13 protein-coding genes and 2 pseudogenes are annotated in these 15,485 nt (G+C 42.8%); 2 read left to right on the top strand and 13 right to left on the bottom strand.

All coding sequences use genetic code 11. The annotated features are described in order from the left end of the window. Window positions 1-8: 8 nt before the first annotated feature. From QQ055_RS05790 to QQ055_RS05735, 13 genes and pseudogenes are all read right to left on the bottom strand, one after another. Window positions 9-908, bottom strand: a complete 900-nt coding sequence (locus tag QQ055_RS05790; RefSeq protein WP_286004357.1) for a class I SAM-dependent methyltransferase — start codon at window positions 906-908, stop codon at window positions 9-11. Beyond that, window positions 905-2,098: an NAD-dependent epimerase/dehydratase family protein gene (locus QQ055_RS05785; protein ID WP_286004356.1), complete on the bottom strand. Its 1,194-nt coding sequence runs from the start codon at window positions 2,096-2,098 to the stop codon at window positions 905-907. The genes QQ055_RS05790 and QQ055_RS05785 overlap by 4 nt, the downstream gene beginning before the upstream one ends. Then, window positions 2,095-2,628, bottom strand: a complete 534-nt coding sequence (gene rfbC / locus QQ055_RS05780) for a dTDP-4-dehydrorhamnose 3,5-epimerase (protein WP_283361911.1) — start codon at window positions 2,626-2,628, stop codon at window positions 2,095-2,097. Before rfbC ends, QQ055_RS05785 begins: the two co-directional genes overlap by 4 nt. Continuing rightward, window positions 2,628-3,860 carry a methyltransferase domain-containing protein gene (locus QQ055_RS05775; RefSeq protein ID WP_284475442.1) on the bottom strand — a complete coding sequence of 411 codons (1,233 nt, stop codon included), beginning with the start codon at window positions 3,858-3,860 and terminating at the stop codon, window positions 2,628-2,630. The genes rfbC and QQ055_RS05775 overlap by 1 nt, the downstream gene beginning before the upstream one ends. Further along, on the bottom strand, window positions 3,857-4,930 hold the full coding sequence (gene rfbG / locus QQ055_RS05770) for a CDP-glucose 4,6-dehydratase (RefSeq protein ID WP_286004355.1): 1,074 nt from the start codon (window positions 4,928-4,930) through the stop codon (window positions 3,857-3,859). Before rfbG ends, QQ055_RS05775 begins: the two co-directional genes overlap by 4 nt. Continuing rightward, window positions 4,930-5,697: a glucose-1-phosphate cytidylyltransferase gene (rfbF, locus tag QQ055_RS05765; RefSeq protein WP_284475444.1), complete on the bottom strand. Its 768-nt coding sequence runs from the start codon at window positions 5,695-5,697 to the stop codon at window positions 4,930-4,932. The genes rfbG and rfbF overlap by 1 nt, the downstream gene beginning before the upstream one ends. A 50-nt stretch (window positions 5,698-5,747) precedes the next feature. Beyond that, a complete protein-coding gene (locus QQ055_RS05760; RefSeq protein ID WP_284475445.1) occupies window positions 5,748-6,842 on the bottom strand; it encodes a glycosyltransferase family 4 protein in 1,095 nt (364 codons plus the stop codon). Beyond that, a complete protein-coding gene (locus tag QQ055_RS05755) occupies window positions 6,808-7,707 on the bottom strand; it encodes a class I SAM-dependent methyltransferase (RefSeq protein ID WP_286004354.1) in 900 nt (299 codons plus the stop codon). Before QQ055_RS05755 ends, QQ055_RS05760 begins: the two co-directional genes overlap by 35 nt. Before the next feature lie 4 nt (window positions 7,708-7,711). Beyond that, window positions 7,712-8,650, bottom strand: coding sequence for a glycosyltransferase family protein (locus QQ055_RS05750; RefSeq protein WP_284475447.1), 939 nt, complete (start codon window positions 8,648-8,650; stop codon window positions 7,712-7,714). 2 nt (window positions 8,651-8,652) lie between these two features. Continuing rightward, entirely contained in the window at window positions 8,653-9,396 is a 744-nt protein-coding gene (locus QQ055_RS05745) for an FkbM family methyltransferase (protein ID WP_284475448.1), read from the bottom strand. Then, window positions 9,393-9,827, bottom strand: a complete 435-nt coding sequence (locus tag QQ055_RS10895; protein ID WP_432806001.1) for a Wzt carbohydrate-binding domain-containing protein — start codon at window positions 9,825-9,827, stop codon at window positions 9,393-9,395. Before QQ055_RS10895 ends, QQ055_RS05745 begins: the two co-directional genes overlap by 4 nt. A gap of 130 nt (window positions 9,828-9,957) precedes the next feature. After that, a pseudogene (locus tag QQ055_RS10890) lies at window positions 9,958-10,681 on the bottom strand (ABC transporter ATP-binding protein); the annotation flags it as partial. 136 nt (window positions 10,682-10,817) lie between these two features. Beyond that, window positions 10,818-11,650: pseudogene (locus QQ055_RS05735) on the bottom strand (ABC transporter permease). A gap of 342 nt (window positions 11,651-11,992) precedes the next feature. On the opposite strand from QQ055_RS05735, the gene QQ055_RS05730 reads away from it, so the two are divergent. Both QQ055_RS05730 and QQ055_RS05725 read left to right on the top strand, forming a co-directional pair. Next, on the top strand, window positions 11,993-13,357 hold the full coding sequence (locus tag QQ055_RS05730; RefSeq protein WP_284475451.1) for an NAD-dependent succinate-semialdehyde dehydrogenase: 1,365 nt from the start codon (window positions 11,993-11,995) through the stop codon (window positions 13,355-13,357). A 74-nt stretch (window positions 13,358-13,431) separates the two neighbouring features. Next, window positions 13,432-15,069 (top strand): acetolactate synthase large subunit, encoded by a 1,638-nt coding sequence (locus QQ055_RS05725; protein ID WP_069966894.1) that lies wholly within the window; start codon window positions 13,432-13,434, stop codon window positions 15,067-15,069. The last annotated feature ends 416 nt before the right edge of the window (window positions 15,070-15,485 follow it).

Genomic DNA, 15,485 nt, shown 5'->3' with positions numbered 1-15,485 from the left:
AGATGTGTTCACTCTACTAGGTCTAAGGTTAAGCCATTGGCTGCTAGCAATTGTATATTTTCCTGATAATAGTTAGGATTCATGAGAATTGCTGTTTTAACATCTCTTTTTATAGCTTCCTTGTAATCAACAATACAATGCCCTGTACCTGGAATATAATTGCCCTGTTTGTTGGGATTTAGATCGATAACACAATCAATTTTGTTTTGTCCTGGATCAATTAAATTGACAAAAGTCACTCCTTTTGCACCAGCACCCCAAATAGCTATTTTACCTTTTTTATGTAATTGTTCAATTCTTGCATTCCAATTTTGCTTAAGCTTTTGCTCTGAATCAGAATATTTTTGACATAACTTAACTATATCATTAGGAGCTTTAGTAATTGGAGATTTTTTTTCAGAGCGTGTAGCTTCTAACCATAAATATTGATCGTTAAAAACATGTTCAACACTCCGAACTTGAAATCCAGCAATTTCAAAGGCAGTTGTTAAAGATTGTTTGGTAAAATAAGAACAATGTTCATAAAATAAATCCCACATCACTTGATTGTTCAATATCCATTTGACACAAGGAGTTTCAAAAAAAACTCTTGCTTGCGTTGATTTAGATAAAGCTTGGTTAATGGACAAGAGAAGATTAAGTGGATTAGGTACGTGTTCAATTACATGACGGCAAATAACGACATCGGCAGGAACATCACTACAGTCTGAATTATAGTAGCGTTTTTCAAATTGTAATCGATTATTTAAATCTTTATCTGAACCAACATAACTTGGGTCAAATCCATAACCAACATTTCCCCATTCCTCAACTTCAACTAATTTCCTCAAAAACCACCCTTTTCCACAGCCAACTTCTACAATTTGACAATGACGAACATTTTTTTCATTAACTAAGCGGTCAATCAAGGTTTTGAGATAATTACTAAATGATAAAGAATAGGTTTGACTATTATCATAGTTTTTTCATAGCTCAATTTAGTGGGTTCAAAAGCTTGGTTGAAGATAAAACCACATTCTTGACAAACTCTTAAATAGAGATTTCCTCGAGTTGTGTGAATAGCTGCATCTTGCTTGTTAATAACTAAATTTTGATGTACAGGTACCTGTTCGCGATTAAGAAAGCTTATGGTTGAATCCGATTGGCAAATAGGACAAGAAAATTGGCTCATTGAGGTTCTACCTAAAAGTTTTTTCCACCAGTCAATAGTCTGATCAAGCCCATTATCTAGAGAAAATCTAGGGAGCCACCCAATTTCCTGAGTTAAGCGTCTTGTATCGGCAACTATCAAAGGAGGCTCATTATCAGCCGTCAACAAAGCTCCCCATTGAATCAATTCAGCATTGCCAATTTTTTCAGTTAAAGAAGCAATAATTTCTTTAAGGGTTACTGGGTTACCTGAAGCAATATTAACTGTTCCAGTTTGTTCGCTTAGCAAAAAACAAACAAAAGCATCAGCAATATCGTAAACGTGGAGAAAATCCCTAATTTGATAGCCATGAGAACAAGGAATAGGTGTTCGCTTTAATAAAGCTTGAATCACGGAGGAAACTACTCGCTTGGGGTGTTCATAAGGTCCGTAGGCAAAGAATATTCGCCCCCAACCACTGCTTAAATCTGTTTGGTTGCAGTAAGCAGATAGCAGAGTTTGTAGCGCATTTTTACAGATTCCATAGGGGGTATTTGGTTTTAATGGGGTGAGGTTTTCAGAACAATAACCATAATTCCAATCATATTCAGCACAGGTACCTGCCATCACCACACGCTGTCCCCCTATTTCGCGGAAATGGTACAACAGCTCTAAGCTAGCTTGTACCCAGTGAAAATTTTCTTCTGAAGTCCAGTATTGTCCAGGCGTAGTACACCAAGCCAAGTGTAACAAATGGGTCGGTTGCGATCGCTCTATTACAGTTTTAACTTGTATTGGATTGAGTAAATCTGCAACATGCCAAGTACAATTTACTAGAGAGGTGCGATTCGCGTCAGCAAAATGACTTTTCGAGGTTACTGCATGTACTTCACAACCTCTATCTAAAAGCGGTTGCAGTGTATGTCTACCAACAAACCCCCCTGCGCCTGTGACTAACACTCGCTTCATAGCCCAAAGTTTGAATAACTACAATCCTTTGCAGAAATTATGCGTTCTTCTGCTGAAGGCCACTCTATTTTGAACGTTGGATCGTTCCAGCGCACTCCTCGTGCAGACTCTAAAACATAATATTCCGACATCTGATAAAACACTTCCGTATTATTCACTAAAGTTTGAAACCCGTGTGCTACCCCTTCAGGAATATAAAGCATAAGACGGTTCTCGCTAGTGAGCTTGACTGCGTACCATTGCTTAAAGGTTGATGAAGCAGGACGCAGATCTACAACTACATCATAAATTGCTCCCATTGTACAACGAACTAATTTAGCTTCTTCATGAGGTTGGGCTTGATAATGCATCCCTCGTAGCGTACCTGCTTTAGTGTTAAAGGAAATGTTGCACTGTACTAAATTTGGGTTAAGGCGATATTCAAGAAACTCTTTTTGACACCAGGAACGCGCAAAAAAACCGCGTTCGTCTTCTCGCCGTTCAGGTGTAATCAGCCAGCAGCCAGGAATTGGCGTTTGATGAAAAAGCATTAGACTATTTGGATTTGAGGAATTGGAATCGTAAACTGCCCGCCCCATTGTCGAATTCCTGCCATTTGCTGAGTAATTTCTCCTTGCAGGTTCCAGGGCAAGATGAGAACATAGTCGGGTTTGGTTTCAAAGATTTTTTCTGGGCTGTATATGGGAATGTGGGTTCCAGGTAGCCATAATCCTTGTTTGTGAGGACTGCGATCTACGGTGTAATCTAGAAAGTCGGTGCGGATGCCGCAGTAATTGAGTAAGGTATTTCCTTTGGCTGGCGCGCCATAGCCTACTACAGTTTTTCCTTGTTGTTTTGCATTGATTAAAAATTGGATAAGCTGACGTTTGGTTTGCTTGACTTTTTCGCTAAACTGCACGTAGGTATCTATCCGATCTAGGCCTGCTTGAATTTCTTTTGCTTTGAGCTGATGAAGGCGATCGCTCACAGGATGATAGCTAGACTCTTGATGTCTGCCGTAAATTCTCAACGAGCCACCGTGCGTGGGAAGTTCTTCAACATCAAATAAGGTAATACCATGCTTGGCAAACACTTTTTCGACTGTTAACAAGGAAAAATAAGAAAAGTGTTCGTGATAAATGGTGTCAAACTGATTGAAGAAGATTAGTTGTAGAAGATGAGGAAACTCTAGGGTTAGAATCCCTTCAGGCTTCAGGATAATTTTAATGCCAGCTACAAAATCATTTAAGTTGGGGACATGGGCTAGGACGTTATTGCCAATCAATAGGTTAGCTTGTCGATCTTGTTCAACTAAATCTTTAGCTGTTTGCGTTCCAAAAAAACGGACTAGGGTGTTAATCCCTTTGTCTTGAGCCACTTTAGCAACGTTGGCGGCGGGTTCGATACCTAATACTGGAATATTTTGATCATGAAAAAATTGTAATAGGTATCCATCATTACTAGCAATTTCAATAATTAGACTTTGTGGATTGAACCCAAAACGCTGAATCATCGATTCAGTGTAATTTTTAGCGTGGGTTAACCAAGTATCTGAGTAAGAAGAGAAGTAAGCGTAATCGCTGAAAATATGTTCTGGTGTTTCAAATTCTTCGAGTTGGACTAAAAAACAATTTTCGCAGACATACGCGTGCAGAGGGTAAAACGTTTCAGCTTCATTCAATTGCGATCGCGATAAATAGGCATTGGACAAAGGGGACATGCCTAGATCCACGAAAGTCTGGCGGAGTGGGGTATGGCAAAAACGACATTGGGGATGACTCATATCCCTCCGATCTCCATAAATTTTTGAATTTGGGTTTCTGTAAAGTGACGGCTATTGGCTCCCGCTTGCCAAGCTTTTGTCCAATCGACAATCCAAGCTAAGGCTGTTTCCAAGTCTAGTTTAGGCTGCCACCCTAGTTTAATGCGAGCTTTGGTGGAATCTAGCTTGAGGGTCGTGGCTTCATGAGGTTGAGTCCCTCGATCCCATTGCCAAGTTCCTTCTCCCCAAAGGGTAAACAGTCGATCGACCACCCAAGAGACGGGTTGAATGTCACAATCGTTAGGGCCAAAATTCCAGGCTTCGCTAAAAGGCGCGCCCTGTTGATAAAGGTATTCGGCAAGGGTTAAATAACCGTTAAGGGGTTCTAAAACATGCTGCCAAGGACGAATGGCATGAGGATTGCGGATCGGTAGGGGCTGTTTAGCGATCAGCGATTTTAGAGTATCTGGGATCAGCCGATCGACAGCCCAGTCTCCGCCACCAATTACATTTCCGGCGCGTGCAGAGGCGATCGCAACTCCATGTTGGGCGTAGTCGCTGGGATGAAAAAATGAATTGCGATAAGCACTGGTGACTAATTCGGCACAGCCTTTGCTGCTGCTATAGGGGTCGTAACCCCCCATTGCCTCATTTTCTCGATATCCCCAAACCCACTCGCGATTTTCATAACACTTGTCGGAGGTGATGTTGACGACAGCCCGGACGCCACCCACTTGTCGGATCGCTTCTAAAAGATTGACGGTGCCCATGACGTTAACCGCGTAGGTGTCTACGGGGTTTTGGTAGGATTGACGGACAATGGACTGGGCGGCGAGGTGAAAAACAATTTCAGGTTTAAATTGTGCGATCGCCTGTCTGAGTCTCTCTAGATCGCGAATATCCCCTTCAATTGAGAGCATTCTTTCTTGAACATGAGCCAATTCAAAGAGACTTGGCTGTGTCGGTGGCGCTAGGCTATAGCCACCTACTTCTGCGCCTAGAAGTTGCAGCCATAGGGACAGCCAGCTTCCTTTAAATCCGGTGTGTCCCGTTAAAAAAACGCGCTTTCCCTGCCAAAAATCAGCTTGCATTACCATACCTTCCAGGGTGCTTCACCTAAATCCCACAAATGCTCTAACTGATTTTTATCCCGCAAGGTATCCATTGGCTGCCAAAAACCCTTGTGATAAAAAGCAAAAAGCTGATCTTTGCTAGCTATCGTCGGTAGCGTGTCGTTCTCCCAACTCGTCAGATCGCCTTCAATAAGGTCAAACACTTGTGGCTCAAGGACAAAGAAGCCACCATTAATCCAGGCTCCATCTCCTTGAGGCTTTTCTTGAAAGTTCAGAACCCGCCGATCCTCTACGTTCAAGGCTCCGTATCGACCGGGGGGCTGAACAGCCGTTAAGGTCGCCATTGCTTGGTGTTGGTGATGATATTTAACTAACTCAGCAATATTAACACTACTCACTCCATCTCCATAGGTAAAGCAAAAAGTTTCGTTATCCACATACTTTTGAACGCGCTTTAAGCGCCCCCCAGTCATGGAATCTTCACCCGTGTCTACCAATGTGACGCGCCAAGGTTCCGCGTGTTTCTGGTGTACCTCCATACGATTTGATTTCATGTCAAAGGTAACATCGGACATATGAAGAAAGTAATTGGCAAAATATTCCTTGATAATATAACCTTTGTAGCCACAACAAATAATAAATTCGTTAATATTGTAGGCTGAATATATTTTCATAATGTGCCAGATGATTGGACGCCCACCAATTGCTACCATCGGCTTGGGTTTGAGGTGAGTTTCCTCACTGATTCGGGTACCATATCCTCCTGCCAAAATAACTGCTTTCATGTACTTTAAGTCCTTTAGTATTAGATTTTATACATAAGAATCTGTGTTTGTTAAATGAGCGAACGATAAACTTCAACTGTTTGATCGGTCGTTTTTTGCCAACTAAACTTTTTGGCTTGTTCATAGCCTCTGCTGATGAGGCGATCGCGTTCTGCGGGGTGATTATACAGAAACAGTAAAATATCTGCCAAATCATCGATTGAGTGAGGATCGAACAATATACCAGCATCACCTACAACTTCAGGAATACTTGAGCAATTGGATGCAACCACAGGAGTTCCACAAGACATTGCTTCTAGAAGGGGGATACCGAAACCCTCATACAGCGAAGGATAGACTAACGCTAGGCTATGATGATACAGTTTAGCTAAATGGCGATCGCTAACTAAGCCATAGTTCTGGATTCTCTCAGTTAACCCCAAATCCCCTATTCGCTGCTGTTCAGATATTGTAAAAGGGGAACCCGTTACGCAAAGTTTAACGTCAGGAAGTTTAGACTTCACGTGGTTGAAGGCGGTGAGTAAACTTATAAAGTTTTTATAATTATCCCGACTTCCGACATATAAGTAATAGGGGCTATTGGGAACTGCTTCCTTTCCCTTCGCAAAACTATCATTAATACTAGACGCTAAGTGGATCACTTGAATATTTTTATCGGGTAAATTATAGCGCCCTAGTAAATCTTTTTTAGTATTTTCTGAAATACAAATAATTGCTTGAGCTGCTAAAATAGCCTGACGCTTTATTTGTACTTCTTGGCCCGTTGGATCTAAAGACTGAGGAAACAGTTCGTGAATCATATCCCAAACTGTTAAGACAACAGGAGCACGGTATTGATTCAAAGGATGACGGGTTAAAGAAGAGTAGTAAGTAGGATGGATAATATCTGGCTTTACAACATTGGACACTGCTCTAAAATAGTATTTTTCTAGCCAATAAGACAATCGCCCAGGTTTCAAGGCAAACCTTTTATAGTAAAAGAGTTTAAAGTTAGGGTGTTCTGGATATGTTACTTCGTTCTCCTGGCTGCTAGTCAGGTAGGGATAAAAAGATTTTGGTAAGCAACTGATAAGACTATTAAAATAACGAATAATTCCGCCTACGCATTGGCTAGAGTATATTTGCCCATCGTAAAGAGTTCTCATTGAGTTTTTTTCCTTTGGGTTTAACACATAAAAAAGAGTAGAGTCTACCTGGAGATTGATTGCTTTGGGAGAGTGCTCTTCTGTAGAGTGTTTCTAGTAAGGGGACTTTTGCTATATATGAGGCTCCTATTTTACCAAATTTATTTTCTAATGCTTGTATGAACCAACTTCTGATATCTAAATTGGAAGTAGGATAATGATTGATTACCGTATCAAAACATCCCCAATATCTACTAATTTTTAAATTAGCTTTTCTAAAGGCTAACAAGTATTCATCTAAACGATAAGCATTTTCTCCGCCATGCATCTGATGTAGCAGATGATTTTGCAAAAAATCTCTAAGCTGTTGTTCATCGTTGACTACATGTTCTCTTGTCGCTAGCAAAAAACCTCCTGGTTTTAAAACTCTTGAAACTTCTGTTAATCCTTTGTTTAAATCTGAAAAATGATGTAGGGCCTGTCGCTCATAAACAATATCAAAAAAATTATCTGAAAAGGGTAAAGACTCTGCAGAGGCATTAAAGGTCAGTATTAACCCATTATTAGAGGAATTAGATAATCTACGAGTTGCTTCTAGGCCAACCTCCCGACTTGGGTCTGGATCGACAGCATATACTGCATGATTAAAAGTGCTAAAAGCATAAGAAGCAATACCATTGCCACAACCTAAGTCCAAAATTTTCAAATGCCTTCCTGGTTTTACCAGACCCAGGATTTTGATGATTTCACTAAATTCTTCACTGGATAAAAAGCGCCTTGCTGCCAGTAAGTTATCCTGATCTAGATAGCATGAGCGCACAAATTCACTATATTGGGGCTGCGATCGCAACCACATTACTGATTCTTCATAGGTAGAGTAAGGCATAGATCTATATCTTAATATGGGGTTTAAGGAATTTAGCTAATCTTTTGATTTCTGCTTTTGCTTTAAAGATTAAACTATTGCTTTCTCTAATTATTTTACCTCCATAATGATAATCAAATGTGTAACGATCTGCCCTCTGATTTACTTGAATAATAGGTGGATGTTTTATTTGCAAAATCTCTACAACAGGCAGTCGTGACCAAGGACTTTCACCACAAGTATGAGAAGCCTCTTCTCCAAATCCTATATTAGAAATTAAATTAGTTTCTGGTATAATTGATAAACCTTGCTGCTTCCAACAAGAATACAGCCATTGATAATCCCAAGTATCAATACTTTCATTGAAGACACTATCCAAAATAGTTGTCCAATATTGGCACTCATAAGGATCTTTGAAGATAGATTCAACGAAGCCTGAATGTTTATCTTCTAGCCAATTTTCAAGCTTGATATCATAATATTTCCAGGCTCTACGCCACGAAGCCCAGCCCCAAACATGAAAATATTTAGAGAAATAGTAACTATAAGGAGTTCTCTTGTGTCCCTTCTGGAAATTGTCTCCACTAATCATCATAATTTGTGGATTATAGCGATAGTGATTTAAGAGAGTCTCACAAAAGTTAAAAAATGATTTAGCTGGAACGCAATCATCCTCTAGAATGATTGCTTCTTCTACCTCGGAAAATACCCAGTTTAAACCGCTAGATACTCTTCTTTTACAACCTAAATTTACCTCTGAATAATTTTTGATTAAGTGACAGTCCCAATCTACTTGTTCTACCACTGCTCTAGCTTGCTCACATTTGACAGATTCTTCAGGATTTCGAGGGCCATCCGCTATTACCAATAATGTTTTGGGTTTAGCTTCACGTATTTTTTGAAATACAGTCTTAGTCAGGTCAGGACGGTTAAAAATAATTAAAGCAACGGGTGTATTCAACATCTTTAAGCACGTAATTTAAAAACCAGTGTAAATCCTGACTTGGCATAAATTTCATATCCTTGGTCAAATAACAGCGATGCAACTTTCGATTTTGGGGGATTATCAAGAAATGAGAAGTTTAAGTCCTCTGCCAAAATAACTTTAGGCTTATACTTAGACCAATTGTTAGATTTAAGAACTTGATAGTCCAATCCTTCCACATCTACGTTTAAGAAATCTATTTGCTGTTCTTTGGGTAAATACTGGTCTAAAACCTCAGATAATGTATATGTTTGCAGTTGGTGAGTTTTAATGATTCGATAGTGGTGAAGCCCATCTCGTTCCTGAGAAATTTCTGGACAAAATCCGTTTAACGCAGGTTCATTAAATTCATAATAGGTTAAGACTTGATAACTATCAGAAATGGGTAACTCTAAATTAATATCATTTGGGCGAATTTTCTGAAAAAGAGACATACTTCCAGGTTTTGCATCAATATTCATGCCTCGCCAACCTAGTAAGTAGAACAAGTAAGTGTTAGAAAATCGTTGAGGATGATGTGCTCCTACATCTACATAAAATCCTTGATTTTGTCCTTCAAAAATTCTCGATAAAATTCTATCTTCTCCTTCTTGAGAATAGGATAAGTTATGATAGTCATGAGCAGGACGGTTATAAGTATAAATATTTTTAGGGAAAAAAGTAACCTTAATAGCCTTATTCAATCGACCAAAACCAAGATTGATTTTTTTTAACGTTGAACTCACTTGACTGAAACTCCTATCCTATCTAGTTGCCATTCTCCTCTTAGTAAAATGGGACCAATACCGCTATGATTAACATTTCCTGTCTTGTAAAAGTCACCTGCTTCAACATCAATATATCCTAAAAAGTCTTGAGGCCAGTCTATCTCCACTCCTTGACTTATAATACGAGCGCCTACAAAGTATCGACCGTTAGAAAAGGGGAAATTTTTAAGCTTACACCTAAACATTCCCTGAGAAGAATTGACATTAAAGGTTTGCCCCTCGTAATCACTATATAAAATAGAAATTGTGTCTCCTAGTAAACTATGAATAGAAAACCCAATACTAACATTTTTAAGAGGCGCATCCTCATTCATATGGTAATAAAATAGTAAAGCAATATCTTCTCCTGCTGAAACCGCTGGTACGACTTCTCCATTTGAATTCTCTATCGCAAAATCTACAATTTTAAGCTCACCTGTTCCCGATCTTTTAATTTTCCTAAAATCAAGGTTTTAATATTTTTTTCTATATTTTGTAGATAAAAATTAATTGCATCTTGAGTTAACCCATCATATTCTTTAGTTCCATAACGCAGAACAATTCCTCGAGAACAAAGCTTCTCCACGGCTGCCATTTGATGGCTAACAAATAAAACTGTTCTTCCTTCTTTGCCAACTTCTTCCATTTTGCCAAGGCATTTTTTCTGAAATTGGGAATCTCCAACCGCTAAAACTTCATCTACTACTAGAATTTCGGGTTCTAAGTGAGCGGCGACAGCAAAAGCTAACCGGACGTACATCCCAGAGGAGTAACGCTTAACTGGGGTATCAATAAATTTTTCGATTTCTGCAAAGTCTACAATTTCATCAAACTTTCGCTTGATTTCCGCTTTACTCATTCCTAAAATTGCTCCGTTGAGAAAAATGTTTTCTCTTCCGGTTAATTCTGGATGAAAGCCGGTTCCAACTTCTAGTAAGCTGGCGACTCGACCTTTGATGGTGATGCGACCGTGAGTGGGTTCTGTGATGCGGCTGAGAATTTTGAGAAGGGTAGATTTTCCAGCGCCATTGCGTCCAATAATACCAACGCGATCGCCCTGCTTAACTTCAAATGAAATATCTTTTAATGCCCAAAATTCCTCTGTCTGTGAGAAACTTTCACTTTTTTTCCAAGGGGTAATGAGTTTATGGCTTAAGGAACGGGTCGTATTTGAGATAGCCTCACGCAAGGTATAGGCTTGCTTCTGATGACCGATGAGGTATTTCTTACTTAAGTTCTCAACTTGAATGACTGTATCAGACATAAATTCACAATAAATTCTGGCTAATTGCTGTCAAAGGTACAGCCGACCCGTCTCATCGTACTTCTCTCCAGAAGTTTAAGGCAATTCTCTTTTAATTGGTCAAGTCATCACTGAGTTTACCCTGGCTTGATTCCCCTTAGATTACGTCAGCAAAGGTACGTTCTGTTTTCCGAAAGTACCAGATACTACTCACAAGCAAAACTCCTACTAGTGCTAGTGACAGAGCAAAGCCGGGTATGTAAAGATGTGCTTCTCCGCCTAAAATTGCCCAACGAAACCCGTCAATAACGCCGACCATTGGGTTGAGAGAGTATAGCAAACGCCATTGCTCTGGCACAATCGTGCTACTAAACCCCACGGGTGAGATGTATAAGCCAAATTGGACAATAAAGGGGACGATATAGCGGAAGTCGCGATACTTGACATTGAGTGCAGCTAACCACAAGCCACCTCCTAAAGCTGCGGCAAAGGCGATCGCAATAAACAGAGGGAGCGTGAGAATCCGCCAATCTGGAATAAAGTTATACCACGCCATCAGCCCTAAAAGAATGATTCCGGAAATCATAAAATCCACAAAACTGACAATCACCGCAGAAGTGGGGACAATCAGCCGGGGAAAGTAGACCTTGGAGATCAAGTTCGCATTACCCAGCAAGCTTTCACTACATGAAGATAGCGCAGTTGCGAATAACTGCCAAGGTAAAAGTGCCGCAAAGACTAAAATTGGGTAAGGGGCCCTTCGTTTGGCAGGTTGGCTAACTTGCCAAAAACGACGCTAAACACGACCATTGTCAGGAAGGGACGAATTAAAGCCCAAGCGACGCCAATGACCGTTTGCTTATAGCGAACGAGGATATCTCGCCAAGCCAGAAAGTAAAACAACTCGCGGTAGCGCCACAAGTCTTTCCAATACTGCTTTTCGGTTCGACCCGCTTCAATAATCAGTTCGGCTGGAGCTGAGTCATTCATAGGGGACTTCAGGAGACTTTCAGGATCATAGGATAACTTCATCTCATTATGCAGCTTTGACGCCATATTAAGACGCGTGAAGTTACTTAAAGAAAGTATTTAATTTGCGACTTGCCCAGAAGACCTCTCCTAGCCTGAGAGGAGAATCTGTAGGTATCTGGGCTTGAAATCCCTTGTGCATCGACGAACGAGCGGATCGAGATTTCCCGGTTCCTCCCTGCGTAGAAAGCGTAATTCGGGGGAACACTAGAGACAAGCGCGATCGCACGGGGATCGATAAAAACGCTACGGCTACAGAACTCAAAATGATTTTGGCGATCCATTGGATCGGGAGTTGAGTTAATGGGAATCGCAACGATTAATCCAGCCACTGGGGAAACCCTGAAGACCTTTGAGGCCTTAACCGACGAGCAACTCGAAGCGAAAGTGGCGCTAGCGGCTCGCACCTTCGAGCAGTATCGCCCCCTTCCCTTCGCGCAAAAGGCTCAGTGGTGGTACAAAGCAGCCGACATTTTAGAAGCCGATCGAGAACGCTTTGGGCAACTGATGACTCTAGAAATGGGCAAACCCCTAAAAGCCGCGATCGCAGAAGTGCAAAAATGCGCCGTGGTTTGCCGCTACTATGCCGACAATGCCCCCACCTTTCTGGCGGATGAAATCATCGAAACTGATGCTAGCAAAAGCTTTATCCGCTATCAACCCCTAGGAGTCATTCTCGCCGTCATGCCGTGGAACTTCCCCTTTTGGCAAGTCTTCCGGTTTGCGGCCCCAGCGCTGATGGCCGGTAACGTCGGACTGCTCAAACATGCCTCCAACGTCCCCCAATGCGCCCTAGCGATCGCAGAAATTTTACACCAAGCCGGATTCCCGGAAGGAGCCTTTCAAACCCTGCTCATTCCCGCCAACCGGATCGCCGATCTGATGGCCGACGATCGCATCTGCGCCGCCACCCTCACGGGGAGCGAAGCCGCCGGAGCCAGTTTAGCCGCCGCCGCTGGCAAACAAATTAAAAAAACCGTCCTGGAACTGGGCGGCAGCGACCCGTATATTGTCCTAGAGAGTGCCGATCTCGACATGGCTGTCAGTACCGCCGTCACAGCTCGCACGATCAATAACGGTCAATCTTGCATTGCGGCCAAACGGTTTATTATCGCTGAGGCGATCGCAGACGAGTTTGAACAGCGCCTAATTGAAAAATTTGCCGCCCTCAAAGTCGGCGATCCCATGCAGCTAGATACCGATATTGGCCCCTTAGCCACCCCCGATATCTTGTCTGAACTGGACGAACTCGTCCAAGAAAACGTCCAACAGGGGGCAAAACTCCGAATCGGCGGACAGCCCTTAGATCGACCCGGTAACTACTATCCTCCCACCATCCTCACCCAAATTCCCCCCGGTGCCTCCGCTAACGAAGCCGAATTTTTTGGCCCCGTTGCTCTGCTGTTTCGCGTTCCCAACCTCGATCGCGCCATTGAAATTGCCAACGCCACCCCCTTTGGACTGGGGGCTAGCGCCTGGACAAATGACCCCCAAGAGCGCGATCGCCTAATCTGTGAAATTGAAGCCGGAGCCGTTTTCATCAATGGCATGGTCAAATCTGACCCCCGCCTTCCCTTTGGGGGAATTAAGCGATCCGGTTACGGTCGAGAACTCGGATGTCAAGGAATTCGCGAATTTGTCAACATTAAAACCGTTTGGGTGAAATAAATACACAACTATGAAAACAGGGTATTCTTCTGCGTTCTTATCGATCGGAATTTTTTGTGACAGAGCAATAACCTATGAACACTGCTGAACTTTTAGTCCGCTGTCTAGAAAATGAAGGCGTTCGCTATGTTTTTGGCCTTCCTGGCGAAGAAAATCTCCAAGTCCTAAAAGCCCTCTCCGGCTCCTCCATTCAATTCATCACCGTCCGCCACGAACAAGGCGCTGCCTTTATGGCCGATGTGTATGGTCGGTTGACCGGAAAAGCAGGAGTCTGCTTATCTACATTGGGCCCTGGAGCCACTAACCTGATGACTGGGGTAGCAGATGCCAATTTGGATGGCGCGCCGCTGGTTGCCATTACAGGGCAAGTGGGAACCGATCGGATGCACATTGAATCCCATCAATATCTTGACTTGGTGGCAATGTTTTCCCCTGTCACCAAATGGAATACCCAAATTGTCCGGCCGAGCAATACCCCAGAAATTGTTCGCAAAGCCTTTAAAATTGCTCAAAGCGAAAAACCGGGAGCCGTTCATATTGACTTACCGGAAAATATCGCCGCTATGCCTGTGGAAGGTAAACCCCTAGAACGGGATAAACGCGATAAGTCCTATGCGGCTTATCAAACCATTAATGAAGCGGCCGTTGCGATTTCTAAAGCCAGCCATCCCTTATTACTGGTGGGAAATGGCGCAATTCGTGCTAAAGCCAGCGATGCATTAACCGAATTTGCCACCCAACTGAATATCCCGGTGGCGAATACCTTTATGGGTAAAGGCGTAATTCCCTACACGCATCCCCTCGCGCTCTGGACAGCAGGTCTTCAGCAGCGCGACTATATTAGCTGTGCCTTTGACCATACTGATTTAGTGATTGCTGTGGGTTATGACTTGATTGAGTTTTCGCCGAAGAAATGGAACCCAGAAGGCAAAATTCCGATTATTCATATTGGCGCTTTACCCGCAGAAATTGATAGCAGCTATATCCCGATCGTGGAAATTGTCGGCGATATTTCTGATTCGCTAACCGAAATTCTCCGCCGTTCCGATCGCCAAGGAAAAGCCCCCGCCTACGCTACGGAGTTACGCAGCGATATTCGTGAGGACTACGAACAGTATGCGACCGATGGAGAGTTCCCCATTAAGCCGCAAAAGTTAATTTACGACTTGCGACAGGTTCTAGGGCCAGAAGATATTTTGATTTCGGATGTGGGGGCGCATAAGATGTGGATTGCGCGTCACTACCATTGCGATCGCCCCAATACCTGTTTAATTTCTAATGGATTTGCGGCGATGGGGATTGCGATTCCCGGCGCGATCGCCGCTAAACTGGTTCATCCCGATCGCAAAGTAATTGCTGCAACCGGAGATGGCGGGTTTATGATGAACTGCCAAGAACTGGAAACTGCGCTGCGGGTAGGGACTGCCTTTGTAACCCTAATCTTTAACGATGGCGGCTATGGTCTGATTGAATGGAAGCAACAAGACCATTACGGCGAATCTGCCTTTATCAAGTTTGGCAATCCCGATTTTGTTAAATTTGCCGAAAGTATGGGTTTAAAGGGATATCGCGTCAACTCAGCCGCAGAACTGATCCCAACCCTCAAGGAAGCCCTCAATCAAGAGGTTCCGGCTGTAATTGATTGCCCAGTAGATTACCGCGAAAATTACCTCTTCAGCAAGAAATCAGGTGGCCTCAACTGCGCTATCTAACTAAGTGCTGAGTGGGGAAGAGGGTGGGGAGAAAAGAGTTCCGAGTTCCGAGTTCCGAGTTCCGAGTCAGAAGAGAGTGCTGAGTCAGTTCCGAGTTCCGAGTTCCGAGTCAGAAGAGAGTGCTGAGTTGATGGTTATCAAGTTCTCCTATCCTTTCTTCCCCAACCCCTAACTCCCAATTCCCAACTCCCTTCTTCCCCAACCCTACTCCAACTCCCAACTCCCTTCTTCCCTGTCTCCAGCTAGAACCGATCCTTCATCCCGTCGCAGGCGTCTGAAGGTTTGTAGGGCGTCTTGCGAGTGGGTGGATGCTTGGAGGGAGGGGCGGATCCCAGCGTTAAAAAGTGGATTGGTTTGCTTTTCGAGTGCCGAGTAATGAGGGGATCGTGGATTCGTTTTGGCGGCGCATTTGCTTG

This window comes from Geitlerinema calcuttense NRMC-F 0142 (assembly GCF_030285425.1).
This window is presented reverse-complemented; position numbering and strand designations above follow the sequence as displayed.

Coding starts and splice junctions, on each gene's coding strand:
- rfbC (WP_283361911.1), bottom strand. CDS start 2,628: ATGCTTTTTCATCAAACGCCAATTCCTGGCTGCTGGCTGATTACACCT.
- QQ055_RS05785 (WP_286004356.1), bottom strand. CDS start 2,098: ATGAAGCGAGTGTTAGTCACAGGCGCAGGGGGGTTTGTTGGTAGACAT.
- QQ055_RS05725 (WP_069966894.1), top strand. CDS start 13,432: ATGAACACTGCTGAACTTTTAGTCCGCTGTCTAGAAAATGAAGGCGTT.
- rfbG (WP_286004355.1), bottom strand. CDS start 4,930: ATGCAAGCTGATTTTTGGCAGGGAAAGCGCGTTTTTTTAACGGGACAC.
- QQ055_RS05775 (WP_284475442.1), bottom strand. CDS start 3,860: ATGAGTCATCCCCAATGTCGTTTTTGCCATACCCCACTCCGCCAGACT.
- QQ055_RS05755 (WP_286004354.1), bottom strand. CDS start 7,707: ATGCCTTACTCTACCTATGAAGAATCAGTAATGTGGTTGCGATCGCAG.
- QQ055_RS05730 (WP_284475451.1), top strand. CDS start 11,993: ATGGGAATCGCAACGATTAATCCAGCCACTGGGGAAACCCTGAAGACC.
- QQ055_RS05750 (WP_284475447.1), bottom strand. CDS start 8,650: ATGTTGAATACACCCGTTGCTTTAATTATTTTTAACCGTCCTGACCTG.
- QQ055_RS05760 (WP_284475445.1), bottom strand. CDS start 6,842: ATGAGAACTCTTTACGATGGGCAAATATACTCTAGCCAATGCGTAGGC.
- rfbF (WP_284475444.1), bottom strand. CDS start 5,697: ATGAAAGCAGTTATTTTGGCAGGAGGATATGGTACCCGAATCAGTGAG.